The organism is Rhizobium sp. 2MFCol3.1 (assembly GCF_000377565.1).
Lineage (GTDB): Bacteria > Pseudomonadota > Alphaproteobacteria > Rhizobiales > Rhizobiaceae > Rhizobium.
Genome location: NZ_KB898360.1, coordinates 87,639 through 107,169 on the forward strand (window position 1 = coordinate 87,639; position 19,531 = coordinate 107,169).

Genomic DNA, 19,531 nt, shown 5'->3' on the forward strand with positions numbered 1-19,531 from the left:
CAGTATTAAAGGCGCCGCCATTGGGGAAATGGAGGCATGACAGGCGCAGGAAGACTGTACATCCACCCTTCTGCGATCTCCGGAACCCGGATATTTCAACCGACGTATTCACACTTCGGGTGTCGCACCCGGCCACCGGCCCGGTGCGACGGAACTCAAATCAAGCGCTTTCGAGAAAATCGTCGTCGCCGGCGTCAGGGCCACCCATCGACATGTCGAGAGCAAACCCCTTGGCACGCGCCTGCTGGGCCGAAACCGAGCGGGCACTGAAATTCTTGTTGCCGGCCGCCGTCGGGCGGGAAGCTCCGGCCTGAGCGGACCGTGTCGCCGCGGGCTTGGCCGCGACGGTCCGCACACCTGCCCGCATGCCCGACATGTCGACCTTGAAGAAGGCGATCGAGGCCTGCAGCTCCTCGGCCTGGGCCGCGAGTTCTTCGGAGGTCGCCGACATCTGCTCGGAAGCACCGGCGTTCTGCTGCGTCACCTTGTCGAGCTGCTGGATCGCCTCATTGATCTGCGATGCGCCGATATCCTGTTCGCGGCAGGCAGCGCTGATCTCGGAGACGAGTTCGGCCGTCTTGCGGATATCGGGCACCAGGCGACCGAGCATGTCGCCCGCTTCGCTTGCCACCTTCACGGTGTCACCCGACATGGCGCTGATCTCGGCGGCAGCGGACTGGCTGCGCTCCGCAAGCTTGCGCACTTCGGAAGCAACGACCGCAAAACCCTTGCCATGCTCGCCGGCACGCGCTGCCTCGACGGCGGCGTTGAGTGCAAGCAGGTCCGTCTGGCGCGCGATTTCCTGCACGATGACGATCTTGTCGGCGATCGTGCGCATGGCGATCACGGCGCGGGTAACCGCTGCACCGCTCTCCTCGGCATCCTTTGCCGACTGGCGAGCGATCTTCTCGGTCTGTGCAGCGTTATCGGCGTTCTGCTTGATGTTGGCCGCCATCTCTTCCATCGAAGCAGACGCTTCTTCAGCCGATGCTGCCTGTTCGCTCGCACCCTGCGACACCTGCTCGGAGCTTGCGGAGAGTTCCTGGCTGCCTGCGGAAACATTCTCGGAAGCAGAAAGCGCATCGGCGACGACGCCGCGCAACCGCTCGACCATCTGTTCCAGCGCGATGCCGAGCGTGTCCTTGTCCGACAGCGGCTTCGGCGAAACGGTCAGGTCGCCATTGGCGATGCGGTCGGCGATCGCAGACGTGGCGCGCAGGTTGGTGACCATGTCCTTCATGGCGATGCCGAGCACGTCCTTCTCCGACAGCGGGCGTGGATCGATGGAGAGATCGCCCTGCGCGACCTGGTCGGCAATCCCGGCCGTCTGGCGCAGATTGGCGGTCATGATGTTGATCGTGTCGACAAGGTCCTTGATCTCGTCATTGCTCTTGATCTCAATGTTCTGGTTGAGATCGCCGATCGCCACCGCGTCGGCCACCGTCTTCACCTTGCGCAGACCCGAGCTGATCGTCGTTGCGATCCAGATGGTCGCGCCGATGGCGATGACGAGCGCGACGCCAGCCACGACCAGCAGCATGGTGAAGGTCGTATCATAGGCCTTGTCGCCCACGGCATCGGCATCGGTCACGGCCTGCTTGGTCAGCGCCATCAGCGCGGCGGTCATGCCATCAAGCTTCTGCCGGGCGGTGACGCCATCGGTATCGTTGAGCTGCAGGCCCATTTCTTTCTGGCCGGAGGTGATGAGGCCGCGAATGCGGTCGTTCAAGACGACGTAGCCGGTCCAGAACTCGCGGATCTGGTTCCACTCATCCTTGAATTCCGGCGGCGCATGCTGCTCGCCCTCGTCGAGCGTCTTTTCAAAAGCCTTGCGTTCCGCATCGATCGCGGCATTTGCCCGCGCCGTGAATTCGGGGCTGTTGGCAACGAGCAGGTCGCCCACGGCAAGGCCGAGACCATCGAAAGCGGATGTCAGGCTGCTGGCGTAGTGATCCTGCTCTACCGGACCTTCCAGTAGCTCGTTGCGCAGCGTGTTCATCGACTGCAGGCCGTGGATGCCAAGCCCGACGGAGCCGATGATGAGCAGGATCAGCAGTGAGAATGCGAATGAAAGTTTCAGCTTAAGCGTAATGCGCATGTGAAAACTCCGGCCTTTAAAAAATCGCTGGGTGAAACCGCGATGGCGATCCTGGCTTTCCGATCATCCAGGCGATTTCGGACCACGCGATTTCGGAAATAAGATGGGAGCTTTTCATCTGCTCGTGGCCGGCGGCTGTCGCGCGCCCCGCCTCCAACGATCCATTCGTTGGCAGTCTTGATGTCGTGGCCGGCTATCCGGCCACGACATGTTTCTTGATCACGCGCTTTCGCGGAAATCGTCGTCGCTGGCGTCCGGACCGCCCATCGACATGTCGAGAGCAAAGCCCTTGGCGCGTGCCTGCTGGGCGGCAACCGAGCGAGTGGCGACGTTCTTGTTGCTGACGACCGCAGCGGGCCGGGCAGTAGGAGCCTTGGCGGCCGGCTTGGCCACGGGCTTCTTGAAGCCGGCCTTGCTGCCCGCGCCGTCAACCTTGAAGAAGGCGATCGAGGCCTGAAGTTCCTCGGCCTGCGCCGCGAGTTCTTCAGAGGTGGCCGACATCTGCTCGGAGGCACCGGCGTTCTGCTGGGTCACCTTGTCGAGCTGCTGGATCGCTTCGTTGATCTGGGCGGCACCGATATCCTGCTCGCGGCAGGCGGCGCTGATCTCGGAGACGAGCTCGGCTGTCTTGCGGATATCGGGAACCAGGCGGCCGAGCATGTCGCCGGCGTTGCTGGCGGCCTTGACCGTATCGCCCGACATGGCGCTGATCTCGGCGGCTGCCGACTGGCTGCGTTCGGCAAGCTTGCGAACTTCCGAAGCAACAACCGCGAAGCCCTTGCCATGTTCGCCGGCACGCGCTGCCTCGACGGCGGCGTTGAGTGCGAGCAGATCGGTCTGGCGTGCGATTTCCTGCACGATGACGATCTTGTCGGCGATGGTGCGCATGGCTTCGACGGCACGGCTGACGGCAGCGCCGCTTTCTTCCGCATCCTTGGCCGACTGGCGAGCGATCTTCTCGGTCTGCGCGGCATTGTCGGCGTTCTGCTTGATGTTCGCGGCCATTTCTTCCATCGAAGCCGAAGCTTCTTCAGCAGATGCCGCCTGCTCGGTCGCGCCCTGCGAGACCTGCTCGGAGCTGGCGGACAGCTCTTGGCTGCCGGCAGAGACGTTCTCGGAAGCCGAGAGCGCATCACCGACCACGCCACGCAGACGCTCGATCATCACGTTGACATTGCCGAGCAGCTCACCGATCTCGTCGCGATTGGTGATCTCTGCCATCTTCGTGAGATCGCCCTCGGCAACTTCGCGCACCACGTTGTTGGCGCGGTTCAGACCCTTGGAGATCGTGCTTGCGATCCAGTAAGCGGTAATGGCGGCAAACAGCAGAGCAGCGGCGACGGCGACGATCATCGTCGTGCGCGTTGCGAGATAGCTTGCTTCCGCATCATCATCGGCAACGCTCATGCGCTCCTTCTCAAGCTTGAGAATTTCCGCCAGCGCCGTATCGATCTGGTTGGCGGCGGCGCGTGCCGTGGTGACCGAGATATTGTTGGCCGCTTCGGCGTTGCCCGCCTTCACAAATTCGCGGATCTGGTCGTCAGCCTGGAAGAACTGCTTGGAAAGTTCGGAAACCTGTTCCCAGCGCGGGCGGCCCTGTTCGGTGGCGATCTGCAGCACGGATGCCAGCGCCTGGGCGAATTCCTTGCGCCCGACATCGCCCTTGGCGATGGAATTGTTCACTTCGGCCTGATCCTTGGCCATCAGCAGGTTCTTCTGCTGGCGGATCGCTTCGAGCTGGCCGATATTGATGGTCTGCGCCAGTTCCAGGCGCGCGGCCGGGCCGGCCAGCACGGCGCCGATGGAATCATTCAAACCGCTGAGGCTGATGATCGAATAGGTCGATGTGCCCAGCAACATGAGGATGATGAAGGCAAACGCCGACACCAGTTTCGTCTTGATCGTCAATCGCATCTCTAACCCCTTACCCCTAGATGACGCAGCCTAACCGGCGGTCGATGTCTCGTGTCGTGAAGAAAACAGTGCTTGCAGATTGGGCAGGATGATGAACTCGCCCCCGCGCTTCACCAGGCAGTTGATGTAGTCGGCGCGCCAGCGCATGCCGACGCTCGGTGGCGGTTCGCTGGCTGCCCGTGCCAGCGTCGTCACCTCGTTGACCTTGTCGGTGCGAAGGCCGACCAGCGTCGCCTCGCCATCGAGATCGAGCTCGATGACGATGATGCGGCTGTCGATCGTCGCTTCCGTGCCGTCCATCCCGAAGGCGAGGCGCAGGTCCGCCAGCGGAATGACCTTGCCGCGAAAATTGATGACGCTGGCGACGAAAGGCTGCGCGCCCGGCACCGCCGTCTCCGGCAGCAGGTCCAGGATTTCCTGGACGATCACCGCCTCGAGCGCGAAGGTCTCGCCGTTCATGTCGAAGGTCAGCACCTCGACTTCGTCGGCATAGTTCCAATGATGGTCGATCTTCTCGGCTGCCGCGCTCATCCTGCCACCCGCATCTGTGTTTCCTGTTGCTGACCGGCGGCCACGAGATGGCCGACGTCGAGAATGAGGGCGACGCTGCCGTCGCCGAGAATGGTGGCGCCCGAGAAGGTGGACACGTCGTTGTGCAGTTTCGACATCGACTTGATGACCGTTTGGTGATCGCCGATGATCTGGTCGACGACCAGGCCGACACGCTCAGTGCCGGTGGAGATGACCACGACCTTCTGGTGCACGTCGGGCTTGGTGCCGGTGCGGAAGAGATCGCGAAGTCTCAAGAATGGCACGAGGCTGTCGCGCAGCGAGATGAAGCTGCGGCCGCGCGAACGCAGGTCCTCTTCCAGCGACAGCTCCAGGCATTCCTCGACAGCCGAAAGCGGAATGACGTAGCTGCCATTGCCGACCCGCACGAGCAGGCCGTCGATGATGGCAAGCGTCAGCGGAATGCGCAGCGACACTTCCGAACCCTGGCCGTTCAGGCTGGTGATATCGATCGCGCCACGCAGCGCCTCGACCGTCTTCTTGACCACATCCATGCCGACGCCACGGCCGGAAAGATTGGTGATCGCCGCAGCCGTGGAGAAGCCCGGCGCGAAGATCAGCTGCAGCAGCTCGGAATCGGTGAGCGGCTGGCCCGGCGCGATGAGGCCGGAGGATTCCGCCTTGGCGCGGACCCGATCGCGATTGATGCCGCGGCCGTCGTCCTTGATCGAGATGATCACCTCGCCGCCGGCCTGGCGTGCGGACAGCGTCACCGTGCCGGCTTCGCTCTTGCCTGCAGCCAGACGCTCGGCCGGTGTCTCAAGACCGTGGTCGATCGAGTTGCGCACCAGATGCACCAGCGGATCGGCGAGACGCTCGATCACGGTCTTGTCGACCTCGGTGCTTTCGCCCTCGGTCACCAGCTCGATCACCTTGCCCGTTTCGCGGGCGAGGTCGTGAACGAGGCGGCGGAAGCGTGAGAACAGCGTCGCGACAGGCACCATGCGGAGCACCATCATCGTGTCGCGCAGTTCGCCCGACAGGCGCTCGATTTCCTCAGACACCGAGCGAAGCGCGATATCGGCGCTGGCGCTCGCCAGCTGGCTGAGGCGCGACTGGGCGATGACGAGCTCGCCGACACGGTCCATCAGTTCGTCGAGACGTTCGGCCGGAACGCGAACGTTTTCGGCAGCCTTCGCCTGACGCTGGTCGGCCTGTGCAGCACTCTCGCGCTTGGCCGGGACCGCCTCGACAGGCTTGAATTCCGGCACGGCGGCGACTGCGGGCGCAGCCGCGACGGGCGCTGCGACGACAGGCTCAGCCTTCACTTCTGCCACGACGGCGACGGGTTCGGCCTTGGCTTCGTGGGCTACCGGAGCGGCGATCTCCTCGACCTCGAGCTCCATGTCGTCCATGACGAAGATGAACACGTCGTCGATCGCTGAGCGGTCCTGCGTGCTGGTGAGGATGACGTCCCAGGTGACGTAGAGATCGGTCGGAACCATCTCGTCGAGGACAGGAATGGCGGAGAGGTTGGCCTTGACGCTGCATTCGCCGAGATCCCGCAATTCGTCGAGCAGGCCGAGCGGATTGGTGCCGTTCGCCATCGAATTCGAGGGAAGGCTGAAGCGGATGCGCCAGGTGGTGGTCTTGGCGGCGGCTGCGGCGGGAGCGGCAACCGGGGCCGGTTGAGCAGCAGGAGCAGCAGCGCCGCCCGATGTCTCGCCGACGGCGGCCTGAAGCTGGGCCAGCAACCGCTGGCCGGTGTCACCGTGATCGGCGTCCGGCCGATCGACGAGAGCACGCATGTGATCCTGAGCGGCAAGCACGGCGGCGACGAGCTCGGCTGTCGCCGGCACCTCGCCCTTGCGAACCCGGTCGAACGCCGTTTCGCAATGATGCGTAAAGGCGGCCAGCGCATCGAAGCCGAACATCGAGCCCGAGCCCTTCAGCGTGTGAAGGCCGCGGAAGACGGCATCGACGACGTCCTTGTCGTCGAGCTTGTGCGTCAGATCGAGAAGACCCGTCTCGATGGCTTCGAGGCATTCGGCCGCCTCGGTGCGAAAGACCGCTACAGGATCGAGAGAGCTCATCTGCCGAGCACCTTCCTGGCGATCTTGACGAGGTTTTCAGGATCGAACGGCTTGGTCAGCCAGCCGGTGGCGCCGGCGGCCTTGGCGCGGGCCTTGAGGTCGGCGTCGGATTCGGTGGTGAGGAAGATGATCGGCACGCCGGTATGCTCCGGCAGCTTGCGCAGCTCCTCGATCATCGTCAGGCCGTCCATGACGGGCATGTTGAGATCAGTGATGATCAGGTCGTAATTGCCGGCCTTCGCGGCCGCCAGTCCCTGCGCGCCATCGGCCGCCTCGCTAACGGTGTAGCCCGCATTGGTCAGCGTGACCTTGGTCGTCAGTCGAATGCTTGCGGAATCGTCGACGGTGAGAATGTTGGCGCTCATGGCTTTACCTCTTCATGCAACCAGAATTTTGTATCTTCGCTGTTGAAGGCTTCCACGAAGCCGGCGCGCTCCAGCACCTTGAGGACCTGACCGCGGGCGGGAGCCGCGAGTGCGAGCGCTTTGTCGTTGGTTTCAGCGTGCCGGCGGACAGCTTCGATCAGCTGCACAAAACTCAAGTCGGCCTCAGCTTTTTCGGGAATATCGAGAACAACGGAACTGTTATTCTTAAATAAAGACGCAATTTTCGAGAAGATATCCGAGATATTCCTGATCGTTAGAACTTCCGGCAGGGATATAGACTCGGAATACTGTTCACGCACACTCACTTCGGCCTCCTAGGGCGGAGAAATACTTTTTCAACCCTTTGAGGAATCTCACGGCACGCTTAACAACACGTAAAAGTAGGTTGCAGCAAAATGCAATTGAGACGAGTCCCGACTCCCTGAAATATCACCCTGCAGAAATAATAATTAGCATTCTATCATATCCTATAATTGCATTAATATCATACAGTTATGGAAATTTAGCGGAACCGAACGCAATTCGGGCCATGCAATTCACGCTATGTTAAGCACAACGTTGACGAGTCTGGCGTGTTTACTCGCCGTTTCCATGATGCCCGTAAAAATAGTCCCGAACCTTGCTGAGGTTTTAAGTAAAGGACAATAAAATGACGAACGGGGCGACATCGGCGGCGACTGCATTCCAGGCATCTGGATCAGCCATCAGCCAAACACTGGAAGCGGCGCGCAGCAAGGTCGAGGAGCGCTTTCTCGAAGGCGGCACCGTCCTGCTTTCGGTCATGGACGTCCTCAACCGATTGTTGAGCTCGCTCGACAACATCACCAAGGCGCTTGATGCCGGCGAGAATGGTGATGCAGGTGCGGAACTGCGCTCCACGGTCAAGAGCCTCAGCGATCTCCCGACCGCCGAAAAGTCGCGCCGCGACGCGCTCTCGTCGCTCGCCGAGACCGGATATTCGCTGCGCCGGCACGTCTCGGACATGCAGGAAACCATGCGCTACCTGCGCACCTTCGCCGTCACCGTGAAGATCACCGGCGCCGGCCTTGCCGAGTTCGCGGGCTTCGCGCAGGAAATTCTCGAGCGCATCTATTCCGGCACCGATGAGGTCAATCGCTTCGCCGGCCGGATCGAGGAACTGGAAAAGGAAGTCAAGCTCGCGCTGACCTTCGGCACCGACGTTTCCAAGAGCTACGCCGACACGGTTCCGGCCGTGGCGAGCGCCCTTGATGGCGATGCCCGCAAGATCGCCGAGCACCGCCAGAACTTGAGTGCCATTGCCCGCGACGTCGGCGCGGTCGCCAGAGGCGTGCAGAGCAAGGTCGCCTCGACCCTGTCGGCGCTGCAGATCGGCGACATCACCCGCCAGCGCATCGAGCATGTGCAGAGCACGTTTACGCTGCTGGACGAATTCCTCGACAGCGAAGACGGCCGCAGCCTGAACGCCGACGCCCGCGCACGCCTGCAAAACGTCATCCAGCATCTGACGGCGGCGCAGATGAACGAGATGTGCCGCGATTTTCACCGCGATTCCCAGAACGTCGTGAAGACGATCGCCAGCTTCGGCCACGACACGCAGGAAATCTTGCGGCTGCGCGACCAGATGAGCGGCGGCGGCCAGGGCAACTTCATCCGCGCGCTCGAATCCAGCGTCTCGGCCGCCCATGAGATCGTCAAGCAGGTCGACGCCGTCACCCTCAAGGCCGATCAGGTCAGCCAGTCGACGCGCGACACCACCGCCAAGCTTCTGGAAGCGATCGGCAACATCAAGGCGGTGAAGACAGACATCCATTACATGGCGCTGAACACCAATCTCCGCTGCAGCCGTCTTGGCGAGGCAGGCAAGTCGATCAACGTCGTCACCGCCGAGCTGCGCATCTTCGCCGGCAAGCTGGATGACAGCGCCGACGCCATCGTCAGCGGCCTGCCTGCGCTGGAGGAAGCCGCCGGTCGCGTGGCCCCATCAAGCGAGACGGCATCAGGCGGCCTCGCCGAGAACCTGACGACCGCCGTCGCCGATATCCGCACCGCCGCCGATACGATGGAAGCAGAGCTGAAGACGCTCTCCGAACACGGCCGCGAGGTCGCCGGCAAGATCAACCTCTTGATCGGCACGCTGGATTTCCAGAAGGACCTCGGCGATGTGTTGGCAGGCTGCGCCGATGCGCTGGAAGATGCAGCCGGCGCCGAGATCGCCGATATCTCGGACTTGGCCGAAGCCATCGCCCCGCTCGATCGCAAGATCTTCAAGCTGTATACGATGGTGCAGGAGCGCAACGTCCACCGCGACATCATCGCAGCGGTTGAAGAGACGGCAGCAGTAGAGCCAGAGCCGGCTAGCGCTGCGTCCAGCGACGAAGACCTGTTCGAGGACGCGCTCTTCTAAAACGTTAGAGCGCGGTCAGCGCAGGCGGCGGAACTTGTTGGCGGCTTCGATCCCCGCCTTCTGCTGCTCTTCCTCGATACCGAGGTAGAAATCCTCGAGCGCCGGGTCGGGCAGACCGGCACGGCGCGAGAGCACATACCACTTGGCAGCCTCGACAGGATCCGGCTTCGTGCCGAGCGCGTTGATATAGAGATGCGCCAGCTTGTTCTGCGCAACCACGTTGCCGTCATTGGCCGCGATCCTCAGCCACTGGAAGCCCTTTTCGAAATCGCGTGGCCCATTGGTCCCATTGACGAACCAGACGCCGAGATCGAGTTGCGCGGTGTCGAAACCGGCATGTGCGGCGCGCGCCATCCATTCGCGGGCAAGCTGCTTCTTTTCGGGAGGAAGGTCGGGCAGCGACGAGTAGATCTCGGCCACCGCGTATTGGGCGTCGGCGACGCCCTTCTCGGCTGATTTTTCGTAGAACGGCAGCGCCAGCTTCAGACCCTTGTCGCCGGGATTGTCGGCAACGAGGATCTGCCCCCAGTTGAACTCGGCCGATGCATTGCCGGCTTCCGCCGCCTTGCGCATGTAGGTGTCGGCAAGCGTCTTGTCGCGCTTGACGATGCGGCCTTCCATCAGGATGAGCGCGTATTTGAACATCGCCGCCGGATCACCGCCCTCGGCCGCCTTTCCGTACCAGAAGGCAGCACCCTTGGCGTCGCGCTTGACGCCGAGACCATCGGCCAGCAGCTCGCCCATCAGCGTCTGCGCCGCCGGATCGCCGAGCTGCGCGCGCGGCAGCGCAATCCCCATCGCCGTCAGGTAATAACCGCGCTGATAGGCGCCGTAGGCATCGTCGACCTTGCCGTGATAGTCCTTCTCGGCCGGCAGATCAGGGAGCTTCGCACCCATGCGGTCGAACACGCCGACACCGGTGGACGGTGTTACCCCGTCCGGCTGCGCACGGCCGGATTTCAGCGTCTCAGGCGCGCCGGTGAGCGGTCGCGTGACCATATTGTCGACCTGCTGGGCCGATGCGCCATGCGCGAAAACCGCCACACATGTGGCGGCGGCAAGAAGAGAAAGGCGCAAATGGCGTGTCAGCATGGGCATGAGGGCGATATCAACCCTCAAACCGTGGCGCTTTTTCGTCAAGAAGTGCGTTGATTTCGGCAACCACCAAGGCGGCGCGCGCCGGCTCGCCGAAAACGGCAAGACGCATGGCCACGAATTCAGCGCCGCTCTCGGCAACGGCAAGCGCCGAGGCCGGATCGGTGCCGCCCATGACGATGCACGGGATCTCGATCATCGAAGCCCACCATTCGGCAAGCGCCAGATTCTTCGGATGCGCCTCCGGCTTGATGTCGCCTTCGAGCTTGCCGAAGAAAACATATTCGGGGCGCTCCTCGCCGATCTCAAGCGCATGATGTCGGTCGGCCGCATTGCCGCCGCCGACGATCAGCTTGTCGGCATATTTCTCGACCGCCTCGGAAATCTCCGCCGCACCGCCAGTGATATGCAGGCCATCCGCCTTGGTGCGGCCGACGACACGGCTGTCGCCGGCAAGCAGCGCCGCAGCACCCGCGTTTTGCGCCAGCGGCACGATCTTTTCGGCGTGCTTCTGAAACTCACCGTCACCAAGCCCATATTGCGGCAGGATGATCGATGCGACATCGCCGCCCTTCAGCGCATCACCGACGATTTTCGCCTGCTCATCGGCATCGGCGATATCGGGCACGATCAGCACCAGGCGGCAGCGGTTTTCAGGTTCGCTCATGAACTCTTTCCATTTCCAGCGGATTTCGCCATCTGCCGGCCGATCCGCACTCGTTTTGTGTGAGTAATTCCGTTAGACCGGGCTGGCAAGGGGAGGACTTCAAAAGCATGCCGATGGACGTGTCATTTTACTACGCCGCCATTCCCGCCGTCATTCTGGTCGGCCTCGCGAAGGGCGGTATGGGCGACGCCTTGTCGCTGATTGGATTGCCTTTTCTGGCTCTCGTCGTCTCCCCCGTGCAGGCCGCCGCCATCCTGCTGCCGATCCTGATCTTCATGGACATGATCTCCCTCGTCATCTGGCGCAAGCATGGCGATTGGGCGACGCTGAGGATCATGCTTCCCGGCGCGCTGGCCGGCATCGCGCTTGGCTGGGCGACCTCAGCAATGGTTCCCGGCAGCGTCTTGCGCGTCGTCATCGGCGTCGTCACCATCCTCTTTTGCCTGCGCTATTTCTGGAACAACTTCGGCCCCGGCAGAGGAAAGATCGTGCCCCCGCACGGCCAGCGGCCGGTCCGTGCCACGCTCTGGGGCACCTTTTCCGGTTACGGCAGCTTCGTCGCACACGCCGGCGGCGCACCGTTCCAGATCTACGTGCTGCCGTTGCAGATGCCGCCGCGCGAATATACCGGCACCAGCGCCCGCTTCTTCGCGATCCTCAATGCCGTCAAGCTTATCCCCTATTTCGCGCTCGGCCAGCTCGACACCCAGAACCTCGCCGCCTCCGCCACGCTGCTCCCGTTCGCGCCGCTCGCCACCATCGCCGGCGCCTGGTGCGTGAAGCGCATGCAGCCGAAAATATTCTATCCGTTCATGTATGCGATGGCGCTGATCGCAGCCGTCCTGATTGCCCGCGAAGGCCTTGGATTTTAGGCCTTAAGGGCCTTGTTGCGGCGCACAATTCGCTTGCCCTAATTCTCCGATTGACGTAGCTTTTCGCCATGTCGAACGTGGACCCTTTCACTGCGATTGCCGACCCTCACCGGCGCTTCCTGCTGGAGGAGTTGCGGCGCTCGCCGCGCACCGTCAACGAGCTCGCCGAAGGCCTTCCGATCAGTCGTCCGGCCGTCTCGCAGCACCTCAAGGCCCTGCTCGATTGCGACCTCGTCTCGGTCACCGCCGATGGCACGAAGCGCATCTACGCGGTCAACAATCGCGGCTTCGACAGGCTCAATCTCTGGCTGGATCAGTTCTGGGCATAATGCCATCAGGACATGAAAACGCGCCGGCTGCGACCTTTTCGGCAACCGACGCGCAGGAACATTCCAACGGACGCGACAGACTACTAAACAACTGGTTATATTGCGATATTTACCCTTTGAATCGCATCGACCACGCCCTGTAACGTTCTATCCTGCTTAGTGTACGGATGATTTGAGACGCTCAATCTCGTCTTTGATGCGCAGCTTCCTGCGCTTGCACTCGGCAACCTCACGGTCGTCTCTGGAGGGGGATGCCATCAGTGAATGGAGCTCGTCTTCGAGAGCGCCATGCTTCTTCTGGAGTGATTCAAGATGAGCTTGAACAGTCATATGACCCTTCCTTCCTCTAGCCTTTCTCCAGCCAACACCGCCGGAGATCCAAGGCGTCAACCCTCAAACTGTGACACATTTTTGAAGGCTTGTCGAAGGCGAAAACAAGGAGAGAGCGTGGCAAATTCATGATCGAGACTAACTAGCCGTTACCGCTATTTGGTGATAGGAGCTTGCAAAAATTAGCGACAGACCGGAGAAGGTCTGAAGACGATCATGGGGAATGCGTATGCCGGATCAGGAACAGGCGGAAGTCAGGCTCATGGTGGCGCGCCTGCGCCAGGAGCATGAGGACTACGATGTCGCCATCAACGCCATGATCGCGACTGGCTGCGATGCGCTGCGCGTTCAGCGCATGAAGAAAAAGAAGCTTGTTATCAAGGACAAGCTGTCGAAGCTCGAAGACCAGATCATTCCTGACATCATCGCTTGAAGGAAGTGTCGTGACGATGACAGACAGACCGACCGTTGCCATCATCATGGGAAGCCAGTCCGATTGGGAGACCATGAAGAACGCCGCCGATACGCTGGAGGCGCTCGAGATCCCTTATGACGCGCGCATCATATCGGCACATCGCACGCCCGATCGCATGGTCGAGTTCGCAAAAGGCGCCAAGTCGGAAGGCTTCAAGGTCATCATCGCCGGCGCCGGTGGCGCTGCCCATCTTCCCGGCATGACCGCCGCGATGACCCCGCTTCCAGTCTTCGGCGTTCCCGTGCAGTCGAAAACGATGTCCGGCCAGGACAGCCTGCTGTCGATCGTGCAGATGCCCGGCGGCATCCCGGTTGGAACACTGGCGATCGGCAAGGCCGGCGCCATCAACGCGGCACTTCTGGCCGCAGCGGTTCTGGCGCTGTCGGACGAAGACCTTGCCGACCGGCTTGACGAATGGCGCGAGAGCCAAAGTGCGGCGATCGCCGAATACCCGATGGACGACCTATGAGCATGACAACGATCGGCATCATCGGCGGCGGCCAGCTTGGCCGCATGCTGGCCATGGCTGCCGCCCGCCTGAACTTCCGCACCATCATTCTCGAGCCGCAGGCCGATTGCCCGGCAGCGCAGGTCGCCAACCGGCAGATCGTCGCCGCCTATGACGATCCCGCCGCACTCGAGGAGCTGGCGACCGTCTGCGACGTTGTCACCTACGAATTCGAGAACGTCCCCGTCTCCGCAGCCGAAGCGTTGGCGCAGACCGTGCCGGTCTATCCGCCGCCGAAAGCGCTGGAAGCCGCCCAGGACCGTCTCGTCGAAAAGCGCTTCATCAATGATTGCGGCATTCCGACAGCGCGGTTCCACGCCGTCGACAGCCAGGCCGACCTCGAAGCCGCCCTCGCCGATTTCGGCGGCCAGGGTGTCTTGAAGACGCGCCGGCTCGGTTACGACGGCAAGGGACAGAAAGTCTTCCGTTCAGCCGCCGATAGCGCCGATGGCGCCTTTGCCGAGCTCGGCAGCGTGCCGCTGATCCTCGAGAGCTTCGTGGCTTTCGAGCGCGAGATCTCGGTCATCGCCGCCCGCGCCACCGATGGCAGCGTCGCCTGCTACGACCCGGCCGAAAACGTGCACCGCAACGGCATCCTGCACACATCGACCGTCCCGGCATCAATCACCGACGCCACGGCAGCAGCCGCGCGCGAGGCTGCAGAGAAGATCCTGACGACACTCGGCTATGTCGGCGTCATCGGCATCGAGTTCTTCGCGCTCGCCGACGGCAGCCTGATCGCAAACGAGATGGCGCCGCGCGTGCACAATTCCGGCCACTGGACGGAAGCAGCCTGCGTGATCTCGCAGTTCGAGCAGCACATTCGCGCCGTCGCAGGCCTGCCGCTCGGCAATGCCGATCGCCACTCCGACTGCGTGATGCAGAACCTGATCGGCGACGATATCCTTGATCTTCCGGACTGGCTAAAGCGGCGCGACACGCTGGTTCACCTCTATGGAAAGACGGAATCGAGACCCGGCCGCAAGATGGGTCACGTCACCACACTTGCCAGCGCACGGGCGGGCAAATAAGGGGTTTTCCCCTGACAAAACCGGCCACTGCCACGGGAAAAACACCTTCACGTGGTTGACACAGACAAGAGGCCGGGTTATCTGCACGCCCAACCTGAAGAGCGCGCCCTGAGCGCGCTTTTGAATGTAATAGATACGGGCGAATGTGAATTCCCCCCAACATCGCGGATCAAAACAATGAAGATCAAGAATTCGCTCAAGTCGCTCAAGGCTCGTCACCGTGACAACCGCCTGGTTCGCCGCAAGGGCCGCATCTACATCATCAACAAGCTGAACCCACGCTTCAAGGCTCGTCAGGGCTGATTTGCTGGCCGGATGGCTCGGCAGCGTTTGCGCGCCTGAGCCTGTCCGGAAGGGTCCTTTTTGTGATCCCGTTAAAGTGTTTTGATCTTTCGCGTTGGCGGGCTATTATGCCCGCCATGCGTTTTTTGGCCATGACCTGCGCGGCACTGCCGCTCTCCCTCGCCCTGCTCTCAGTTGCCTTGCCTGCCCATGCGCAGGAACCCGCACCCGCGCGGGACAAGGAAAAGATCGTCGAGCAGCAGGCCGCGAACCTCTCGCCCAAAGAACATCTCGATCAGCTTTTCGCAGCACTGAAGCGCGAGCGCGACGCCGACAAGGCCGATAACATCGCCAACGAGATCCGCGCCGAATGGAACGATTCGGGCAGCGCCACCGTCAACCTGTTGATGCAATGGGCCGACAAGGCGATCGAGGAGAAGCGCAATAGCGCCGCACTCGATTTCCTCGACCAGGCGATCGCGCTGAAGCCCGGCTACTCCGAGAGCTGGAACCGCCGCGCCACGCTGAACTACACCAACGGCGCGATGCGCAAGTCGATGTCCGATATCGAACATGTGCTGGACATCGAGCCGCGCCATTTCGGCGCGCTTGCCGGCATGGCGTCCATTCTTGGTGACAGCGGCAACGACCAGTTGGCGCTGAAGGCATGGGAACGTTTCCTCGAAATCTACCCCGCCAACCGCAATGCGCAGGAACAGCTGAACACGCTCTCCGAAAAGCTCGCCGGCAGCCGCACCTGACGTAACGTCATAGCGCGACCTCTGACCTCTTGAAGGTGAACCGCGCGAGCCAATCTAACGTATGGTCCGTTAGTCCCTGCCGCAGGTCGCACCATGCTTACCCTCTTCTCCGCCCTTCTCGCCCCTCTAGCCGCAGCAATCGGCTACTCCTCCTATAAGGCCCGCCAGTTCGAGCAGGCCTATCCCAACATTGGCGAGCTGACCGACATTGGCGGCTACCGCATGAACGCCGTCCACATCGAGCGCCCCGAAACCGCCGACCTGCCGGCGCTCGTCTTCATCCATGGCGCCAGCGGCAACCTGCTCGACCAGATCGGCGCCTTTCTGGAGCCCTTGCGTGGCCGTGCCGAAATGCTCTTCGTCGATCGCCCCGGCCACGGCTATTCCGAACGCGGCGGACCGGATAACGCCCTGCCCTCAGGCCAAGCGGATGCCATCGCGGCGCTTATGGAAAAGCGCGGCATAGAAAAGGCAATCATCGTCGGCCATTCCTTCGGCGGCGCCATCGCCGCCGCATTCGGCGTGCGGCATCCGGAAAAGACGGCCGGCCTGCTCTTCCTGGCGCCCGCCACGCATCCGTGGCCCGGCGGCATCGACTGGTACTATCACGTCTCGACGGCCCCGGTGATCGGCTGGCTCTTCAACCACGCCCTCGTCGTGCCGCTTGGCCTCCGGCGCCTTGAACGCGGCACTCTCAACGTCTTCCGCCCCAATCCACGGCCGGACGATTACATCCTGAAAACCGGCCCCTCGCTGGTGCTGCGCCCCGCCACCTTCCACAACAACGCCGCCGACTTCGTACGCCTGCTCGATTACTTCAAGACGCAGTCGCATCTCTATACCAAGATATCGGCGCCTACCGTCATCATCACTGGCGATAGCGACGACATCGTTTGGGAGCACCTGCACTCGCAGGGCCTTGCCCGCGACATCGCCGGCTCCGAACTGGTCAAGATCAAGGGCGTCGGCCACAAGCCCGACTACCTCGCCACCGACGTCGCCATCGCGGCAATAGAGAAGATGTCAGGCTACGACCGCGACCTGCAGGCCGCCGCGCGGATCGCCGAGGCAAGGCTGGCCGCGACCACACCGCCAGCGCCAGAAGCCAAATTGCCGTCCACCCCGCAGCCGACCTCGGCGCCAAAGCCTGCCGCCACCCCGGACCTGCAGGGCACCACATAGCGCCCGCCGCGCATTGCCTGCCACGCCAGCAACCCCATATGTTCCCCATGTCAGTCCAACGAGGGGAACATCATGGACCGCCTTCCCACGAAATCCGCAGCCCTCATCGCTGCCCTGTCGCTGACGCTGGCGCCAATCGCACCGGCACTTGCCGCCTCACCCGCGCCGGTCGAGGCTGAGCATGGGATGGTCGTCACCGCCCAGCATCTGGCGACCGATGTCGGCGTCGAGGTGCTGAAGAACGGCGGCAATGCCGTGGATGCGGCGGTCGCAGTCGGCTATGCGCTCGCCGTGGTCTATCCGACCGCCGGCAATATCGGCGGCGGCGGTTTCATGACCATCCGCATGAAGGACGGCAAGACCAGCTTCCTCGATTTCCGCGAACGCGCGCCGCTCGCCGCCACCAAGACCATGTATCTCGACGCCAAGGGCGATATCGTCCCCCGCGCCAGCCTCGATGGCTATCTGGCCGTTGGCGTGCCGGGCTCCGTCATGGGCTTCGAGACCGCCCGCGAGAAATACGGCACCAAGTCGCGCCAGGATCTCCTTGCCCCCGCCATCCGCTACGCCAAGGATGGCTTTACGCTCGAACAGGGCGACGTCGCCTCGATCGAGAACAGCGCCAAGCGGCTGGCCAAGGACGAGGCAGCCAAAAAGATCTTCCTCAAGCCCGACGGCAAGCTCTTCACCTCGGGCGAAAAGCTGGTGCAGCCGGAACTGGCCTCCGTGCTGTCGAGCATATCCGACAAGGGCACCGACGCCTTCTATAAGAGCATGCCGGCGGATGCGATCGTCAAGGCCAGCCAGGCCAAGGGCGGCATTCTCGCCAAAGAGGACTTCGAGCAATATCAGGTGCGCGAACTGAAGCCGGTGGAATGCAGCTATCGCGGCTATGACATCATCTCCTCGCCCCCGCCCTCCTCCGGCGGCGTCATCATCTGCGAGATCCTGAACATCCTGGAAGGCTATCCGCTCTCCTTCCTCGGCTATGGCTCGGCCGAGACCGTTCACCTCATGACCGAGGCCATGCGCTACGCCTATGTCGACCGCAACGCCGCCCTCGGTGATCCCGATTTCGTCGACAACCCGGTCACCACCCTTCTCGACAAGAGCTATGCCAAGGCTATCCGCGCCAAGATCGACATCAACAAATCAGGCACATCGGCCGACCTGAAGCCGCTCGGCGCCAAGGAAAGCACCGAGACCACGCATTATTCGATCATCGACGACGAGGGCAATGCGGTCGCCGTTACCTACACGCTGAACGGCAATTTCGGCGCCGGCGTCGTGGCACCAGGCACCGGCATCCTTCTCAACAACGAGATGGACGACTTCACCTCCAAGCCCGGCGTCCCCAATCTCTACGGCCTCGTCCAGGGCGAAGCCAACGCCATCGCGCCGAAGAAGACCCCGCTCTCGTCGATGAGCCCCACCATCGTCATCAAGGACGGCAAGCCCTTCATGGTGATCGGCAGCCCCGGCGGCTCGCGCATCATCACGATTACGCTGGAAGCCATTCTGAATGTCGTCGATTTCGGCATGGACATCAGCCAGGCCGTCAACGCCCCGCGCATCCACCACCAGTGGCAGCCCGACAAGATCTATTTCGAGCCTTACGCGCTCTCGCCCGACACGATCCGCGCGCTGATCGCGATGGGTCACACCATGGACGACGGCAGCGGCACGCCCGTCTGGGGCCAGGCCGCCGGCATCCTCGTCGGCGGCAAGAGCCTGAAAGATATAGAGAAAGGCGGCGGCGCCCGCTACAACGGCGCCATGGACAGCCGCTCGACCGAGGGCTCGGCCGGCGGCTATTAGGCAATCGCAGCAGGAAGGCTCCAGGCCCCTCAGCGGATCGTCGTATGCGCGTATTCCGCCTTGATGGTGACCACGGGCTTTGCACCGACCACACTCGGCCGGGGGCTATCGATCAGCGACGCCTTGGCCGTGACGGTGTAATCGACAGGCACGTCCTTGCCGAAGTCGAGATAGCTGTCCACCGAATGCGCCTTCACGTCGATCGTCTCATCGGCGTTGAGCTTGTCGTAAGTCAGATGCGCCCTGAGCGCCGCACTATCGATGGCGACGTTCGAGGCATGCCCCAGCAAGGTCACGTCGGCGGCCTTGCTCGACAGGCCGAGCTTCGCAAACTCGCCGTCGAACCGAGCCATCACGGCCTGCTGGTTGACCTCAATCGACCCGCCCGGCGGAATATTGGCGACGACTTCGGGTGAGCAATCGGAGAGATCGAACCACTTCGTCGAGGCGACCGCGATCGACAGCGTGGTGCCATCGATCACCATCCGGCTCTGGTCCTCGCAACCGCTGAAGAACCAGCTTGAATACCAGCGGCTGAACCAGCCGTCGCGCCGACCGCGCGTCTCGGCCCGATAGGGCTCATCTGAATTCGCGCTGATCCGGATCGAGCTGGCGTCGCCTGTTATCACGATCGAGCGGATCGACGAGACGTCGATCGTCTCTCCCGTCCGCCAGCCATCGGCATAGCTTGAAACCAGCGTGAACAGGAGCAGAGGTATCGTTATGATGATCATCATGGCAGTCTCCTTGCGTGACACCGCTCCCATCGAGCGGCGGATCCAAGGTCGCTGAGA

Annotated in this window: 20 protein-coding genes; 10 read left to right on the top strand and 10 right to left on the bottom strand. The window is 62.4% G+C overall.

The features are described 5' to 3' along the window. Positions 1-160 precede the first annotated feature (160 nt). The 6 genes from D460_RS0116570 to D460_RS0116595 form a co-directional block, all read right to left on the bottom strand. Positions 161-2,098: a methyl-accepting chemotaxis protein gene (locus tag D460_RS0116570; protein WP_018899695.1), complete on the bottom strand. Its 1,938-nt coding sequence runs from the start codon at positions 2,096-2,098 to the stop codon at positions 161-163. 219 nt (positions 2,099-2,317) lie between these two features. Further along, a complete protein-coding gene (locus D460_RS0116575; RefSeq protein ID WP_026283235.1) occupies positions 2,318-4,012 on the bottom strand; it encodes a methyl-accepting chemotaxis protein in 1,695 nt (564 codons plus the stop codon). A 30-nt stretch (positions 4,013-4,042) separates the two neighbouring features. Beyond that, on the bottom strand, positions 4,043-4,543 hold the full coding sequence (locus D460_RS0116580; protein WP_018899697.1) for a chemotaxis protein CheW: 501 nt from the start codon (positions 4,541-4,543) through the stop codon (positions 4,043-4,045). Beyond that, on the bottom strand, positions 4,540-6,615 hold the full coding sequence (locus D460_RS0116585) for a chemotaxis protein CheA (RefSeq protein WP_018899698.1): 2,076 nt from the start codon (positions 6,613-6,615) through the stop codon (positions 4,540-4,542). The genes D460_RS0116580 and D460_RS0116585 overlap by 4 nt, the downstream gene beginning before the upstream one ends. Next, positions 6,612-6,980 carry a response regulator gene (locus tag D460_RS0116590; RefSeq protein ID WP_018899699.1) on the bottom strand — a complete coding sequence of 123 codons (369 nt, stop codon included), beginning with the start codon at positions 6,978-6,980 and terminating at the stop codon, positions 6,612-6,614. Before D460_RS0116590 ends, D460_RS0116585 begins: the two co-directional genes overlap by 4 nt. Next, complete coding sequence (locus D460_RS0116595) at positions 6,977-7,306, bottom strand: STAS domain-containing protein (RefSeq protein ID WP_018899700.1); 330 nt, start codon at positions 7,304-7,306, stop codon at positions 6,977-6,979. The genes D460_RS0116590 and D460_RS0116595 overlap by 4 nt, the downstream gene beginning before the upstream one ends. 344 nt (positions 7,307-7,650) lie before the next feature. On the opposite strand from D460_RS0116595, the gene D460_RS0116600 reads away from it, so the two are divergent. Continuing rightward, complete coding sequence (locus D460_RS0116600; RefSeq protein WP_018899701.1) at positions 7,651-9,387, top strand: hypothetical protein; 1,737 nt, start codon at positions 7,651-7,653, stop codon at positions 9,385-9,387. A gap of 15 nt (positions 9,388-9,402) precedes the next feature. Here the strand turns inward: D460_RS0116600 and D460_RS0116605 are convergent, their stop codons facing one another. Then, positions 9,403-10,485: a tetratricopeptide repeat protein gene (locus D460_RS0116605; RefSeq protein ID WP_018899702.1), complete on the bottom strand. Its 1,083-nt coding sequence runs from the start codon at positions 10,483-10,485 to the stop codon at positions 9,403-9,405. Positions 10,486-10,495: 10 nt separating this feature from the next. Then, positions 10,496-11,149: a thiamine phosphate synthase gene (locus D460_RS0116610; RefSeq protein ID WP_018899703.1), complete on the bottom strand. Its 654-nt coding sequence runs from the start codon at positions 11,147-11,149 to the stop codon at positions 10,496-10,498. A gap of 107 nt (positions 11,150-11,256) precedes the next feature. On the opposite strand from D460_RS0116610, the gene D460_RS0116615 reads away from it, so the two are divergent. Further along, positions 11,257-12,021: a sulfite exporter TauE/SafE family protein gene (locus D460_RS0116615; RefSeq protein WP_018899704.1), complete on the top strand. Its 765-nt coding sequence runs from the start codon at positions 11,257-11,259 to the stop codon at positions 12,019-12,021. 68 nt (positions 12,022-12,089) lie between these two features. Next, positions 12,090-12,350 carry a metalloregulator ArsR/SmtB family transcription factor gene (locus D460_RS0116620; RefSeq protein ID WP_018899705.1) on the top strand — a complete coding sequence of 87 codons (261 nt, stop codon included), beginning with the start codon at positions 12,090-12,092 and terminating at the stop codon, positions 12,348-12,350. Positions 12,351-12,506: 156 nt separating this feature from the next. Here D460_RS0116620 and D460_RS35180 read toward each other — a convergent pair whose 3' ends face one another. Then, complete coding sequence (locus tag D460_RS35180) at positions 12,507-12,680, bottom strand: DUF465 domain-containing protein (protein ID WP_018899706.1); 174 nt, start codon at positions 12,678-12,680, stop codon at positions 12,507-12,509. 229 nt (positions 12,681-12,909) lie between these two features. On the opposite strand from D460_RS35180, the gene D460_RS0116630 reads away from it, so the two are divergent. The 7 genes from D460_RS0116630 (at position 12,910) to ggt (ending at position 18,737) form a co-directional block, all read left to right on the top strand. Beyond that, the gene (locus tag D460_RS0116630; protein ID WP_018899707.1) at positions 12,910-13,113 is read left to right on the top strand and encodes a YdcH family protein; all 204 of its coding nucleotides are present in this window, start codon (positions 12,910-12,912) and stop codon (positions 13,111-13,113) included. A gap of 16 nt (positions 13,114-13,129) precedes the next feature. Next, positions 13,130-13,624 carry a 5-(carboxyamino)imidazole ribonucleotide mutase gene (purE, locus tag D460_RS0116635; RefSeq protein WP_018899708.1) on the top strand — a complete coding sequence of 165 codons (495 nt, stop codon included), beginning with the start codon at positions 13,130-13,132 and terminating at the stop codon, positions 13,622-13,624. Beyond that, on the top strand, positions 13,621-14,694 hold the full coding sequence (locus D460_RS0116640) for a 5-(carboxyamino)imidazole ribonucleotide synthase (protein ID WP_018899709.1): 1,074 nt from the start codon (positions 13,621-13,623) through the stop codon (positions 14,692-14,694). The genes purE and D460_RS0116640 overlap by 4 nt, the downstream gene beginning before the upstream one ends. A 177-nt stretch (positions 14,695-14,871) precedes the next feature. Continuing rightward, the gene (ykgO, locus tag D460_RS0116645; protein WP_003566454.1) at positions 14,872-14,997 is read left to right on the top strand and encodes a type B 50S ribosomal protein L36; all 126 of its coding nucleotides are present in this window, start codon (positions 14,872-14,874) and stop codon (positions 14,995-14,997) included. A gap of 107 nt (positions 14,998-15,104) precedes the next feature. Continuing rightward, entirely contained in the window at positions 15,105-15,737 is a 633-nt protein-coding gene (locus D460_RS0116650; protein ID WP_018899710.1) for a hypothetical protein, read from the top strand. A gap of 93 nt (positions 15,738-15,830) precedes the next feature. After that, complete coding sequence (locus tag D460_RS33205; protein WP_018899711.1) at positions 15,831-16,919, top strand: alpha/beta hydrolase; 1,089 nt, start codon at positions 15,831-15,833, stop codon at positions 16,917-16,919. A 72-nt stretch (positions 16,920-16,991) separates the two neighbouring features. Then, complete coding sequence (gene ggt / locus D460_RS0116660) at positions 16,992-18,737, top strand: gamma-glutamyltransferase (RefSeq protein ID WP_018899712.1); 1,746 nt, start codon at positions 16,992-16,994, stop codon at positions 18,735-18,737. A 29-nt stretch (positions 18,738-18,766) separates the two neighbouring features. Here ggt and D460_RS0116665 read toward each other — a convergent pair whose 3' ends face one another. After that, positions 18,767-19,474 carry a hypothetical protein gene (locus tag D460_RS0116665; protein ID WP_018899713.1) on the bottom strand — a complete coding sequence of 236 codons (708 nt, stop codon included), beginning with the start codon at positions 19,472-19,474 and terminating at the stop codon, positions 18,767-18,769. Positions 19,475-19,531: the final 57 nt, after the last annotated feature.

Excerpts from the sequence above, each read along its gene's own strand:
- D460_RS0116580 (WP_018899697.1), bottom strand. The coding sequence starts at position 4,543 with ATGAGCGCGGCAGCCGAGAAGATCGACCATCATTGGAACTATGCCGAC.
- ykgO (WP_003566454.1), top strand. The coding sequence starts at position 14,872 with ATGAAGATCAAGAATTCGCTCAAGTCGCTCAAGGCTCGTCACCGTGAC.
- D460_RS0116630 (WP_018899707.1), top strand. The coding sequence starts at position 12,910 with ATGCCGGATCAGGAACAGGCGGAAGTCAGGCTCATGGTGGCGCGCCTG.
- D460_RS35180 (WP_018899706.1), bottom strand. The coding sequence starts at position 12,680 with ATGACTGTTCAAGCTCATCTTGAATCACTCCAGAAGAAGCATGGCGCT.
- D460_RS0116615 (WP_018899704.1), top strand. The coding sequence starts at position 11,257 with ATGCCGATGGACGTGTCATTTTACTACGCCGCCATTCCCGCCGTCATT.
- D460_RS0116620 (WP_018899705.1), top strand. The coding sequence starts at position 12,090 with ATGTCGAACGTGGACCCTTTCACTGCGATTGCCGACCCTCACCGGCGC.
- D460_RS0116605 (WP_018899702.1), bottom strand. The coding sequence starts at position 10,485 with ATGCCCATGCTGACACGCCATTTGCGCCTTTCTCTTCTTGCCGCCGCC.
- D460_RS0116640 (WP_018899709.1), top strand. The coding sequence starts at position 13,621 with ATGAGCATGACAACGATCGGCATCATCGGCGGCGGCCAGCTTGGCCGC.
- D460_RS0116600 (WP_018899701.1), top strand. The coding sequence starts at position 7,651 with ATGACGAACGGGGCGACATCGGCGGCGACTGCATTCCAGGCATCTGGA.
- D460_RS0116590 (WP_018899699.1), bottom strand. The coding sequence starts at position 6,980 with ATGAGCGCCAACATTCTCACCGTCGACGATTCCGCAAGCATTCGACTG.
- ggt (WP_018899712.1), top strand. The coding sequence starts at position 16,992 with ATGGACCGCCTTCCCACGAAATCCGCAGCCCTCATCGCTGCCCTGTCG.
- D460_RS33205 (WP_018899711.1), top strand. The coding sequence starts at position 15,831 with ATGCTTACCCTCTTCTCCGCCCTTCTCGCCCCTCTAGCCGCAGCAATC.
- D460_RS0116570 (WP_018899695.1), bottom strand. The coding sequence starts at position 2,098 with ATGCGCATTACGCTTAAGCTGAAACTTTCATTCGCATTCTCACTGCTG.
- D460_RS0116650 (WP_018899710.1), top strand. The coding sequence starts at position 15,105 with ATGCCCGCCATGCGTTTTTTGGCCATGACCTGCGCGGCACTGCCGCTC.
- D460_RS0116610 (WP_018899703.1), bottom strand. The coding sequence starts at position 11,149 with ATGAGCGAACCTGAAAACCGCTGCCGCCTGGTGCTGATCGTGCCCGAT.
- D460_RS0116665 (WP_018899713.1), bottom strand. The coding sequence starts at position 19,474 with ATGATGATCATCATAACGATACCTCTGCTCCTGTTCACGCTGGTTTCA.
- D460_RS0116585 (WP_018899698.1), bottom strand. The coding sequence starts at position 6,615 with ATGAGCTCTCTCGATCCTGTAGCGGTCTTTCGCACCGAGGCGGCCGAA.
- D460_RS0116575 (WP_026283235.1), bottom strand. The coding sequence starts at position 4,012 with ATGCGATTGACGATCAAGACGAAACTGGTGTCGGCGTTTGCCTTCATC.
- purE (WP_018899708.1), top strand. The coding sequence starts at position 13,130 with ATGACAGACAGACCGACCGTTGCCATCATCATGGGAAGCCAGTCCGAT.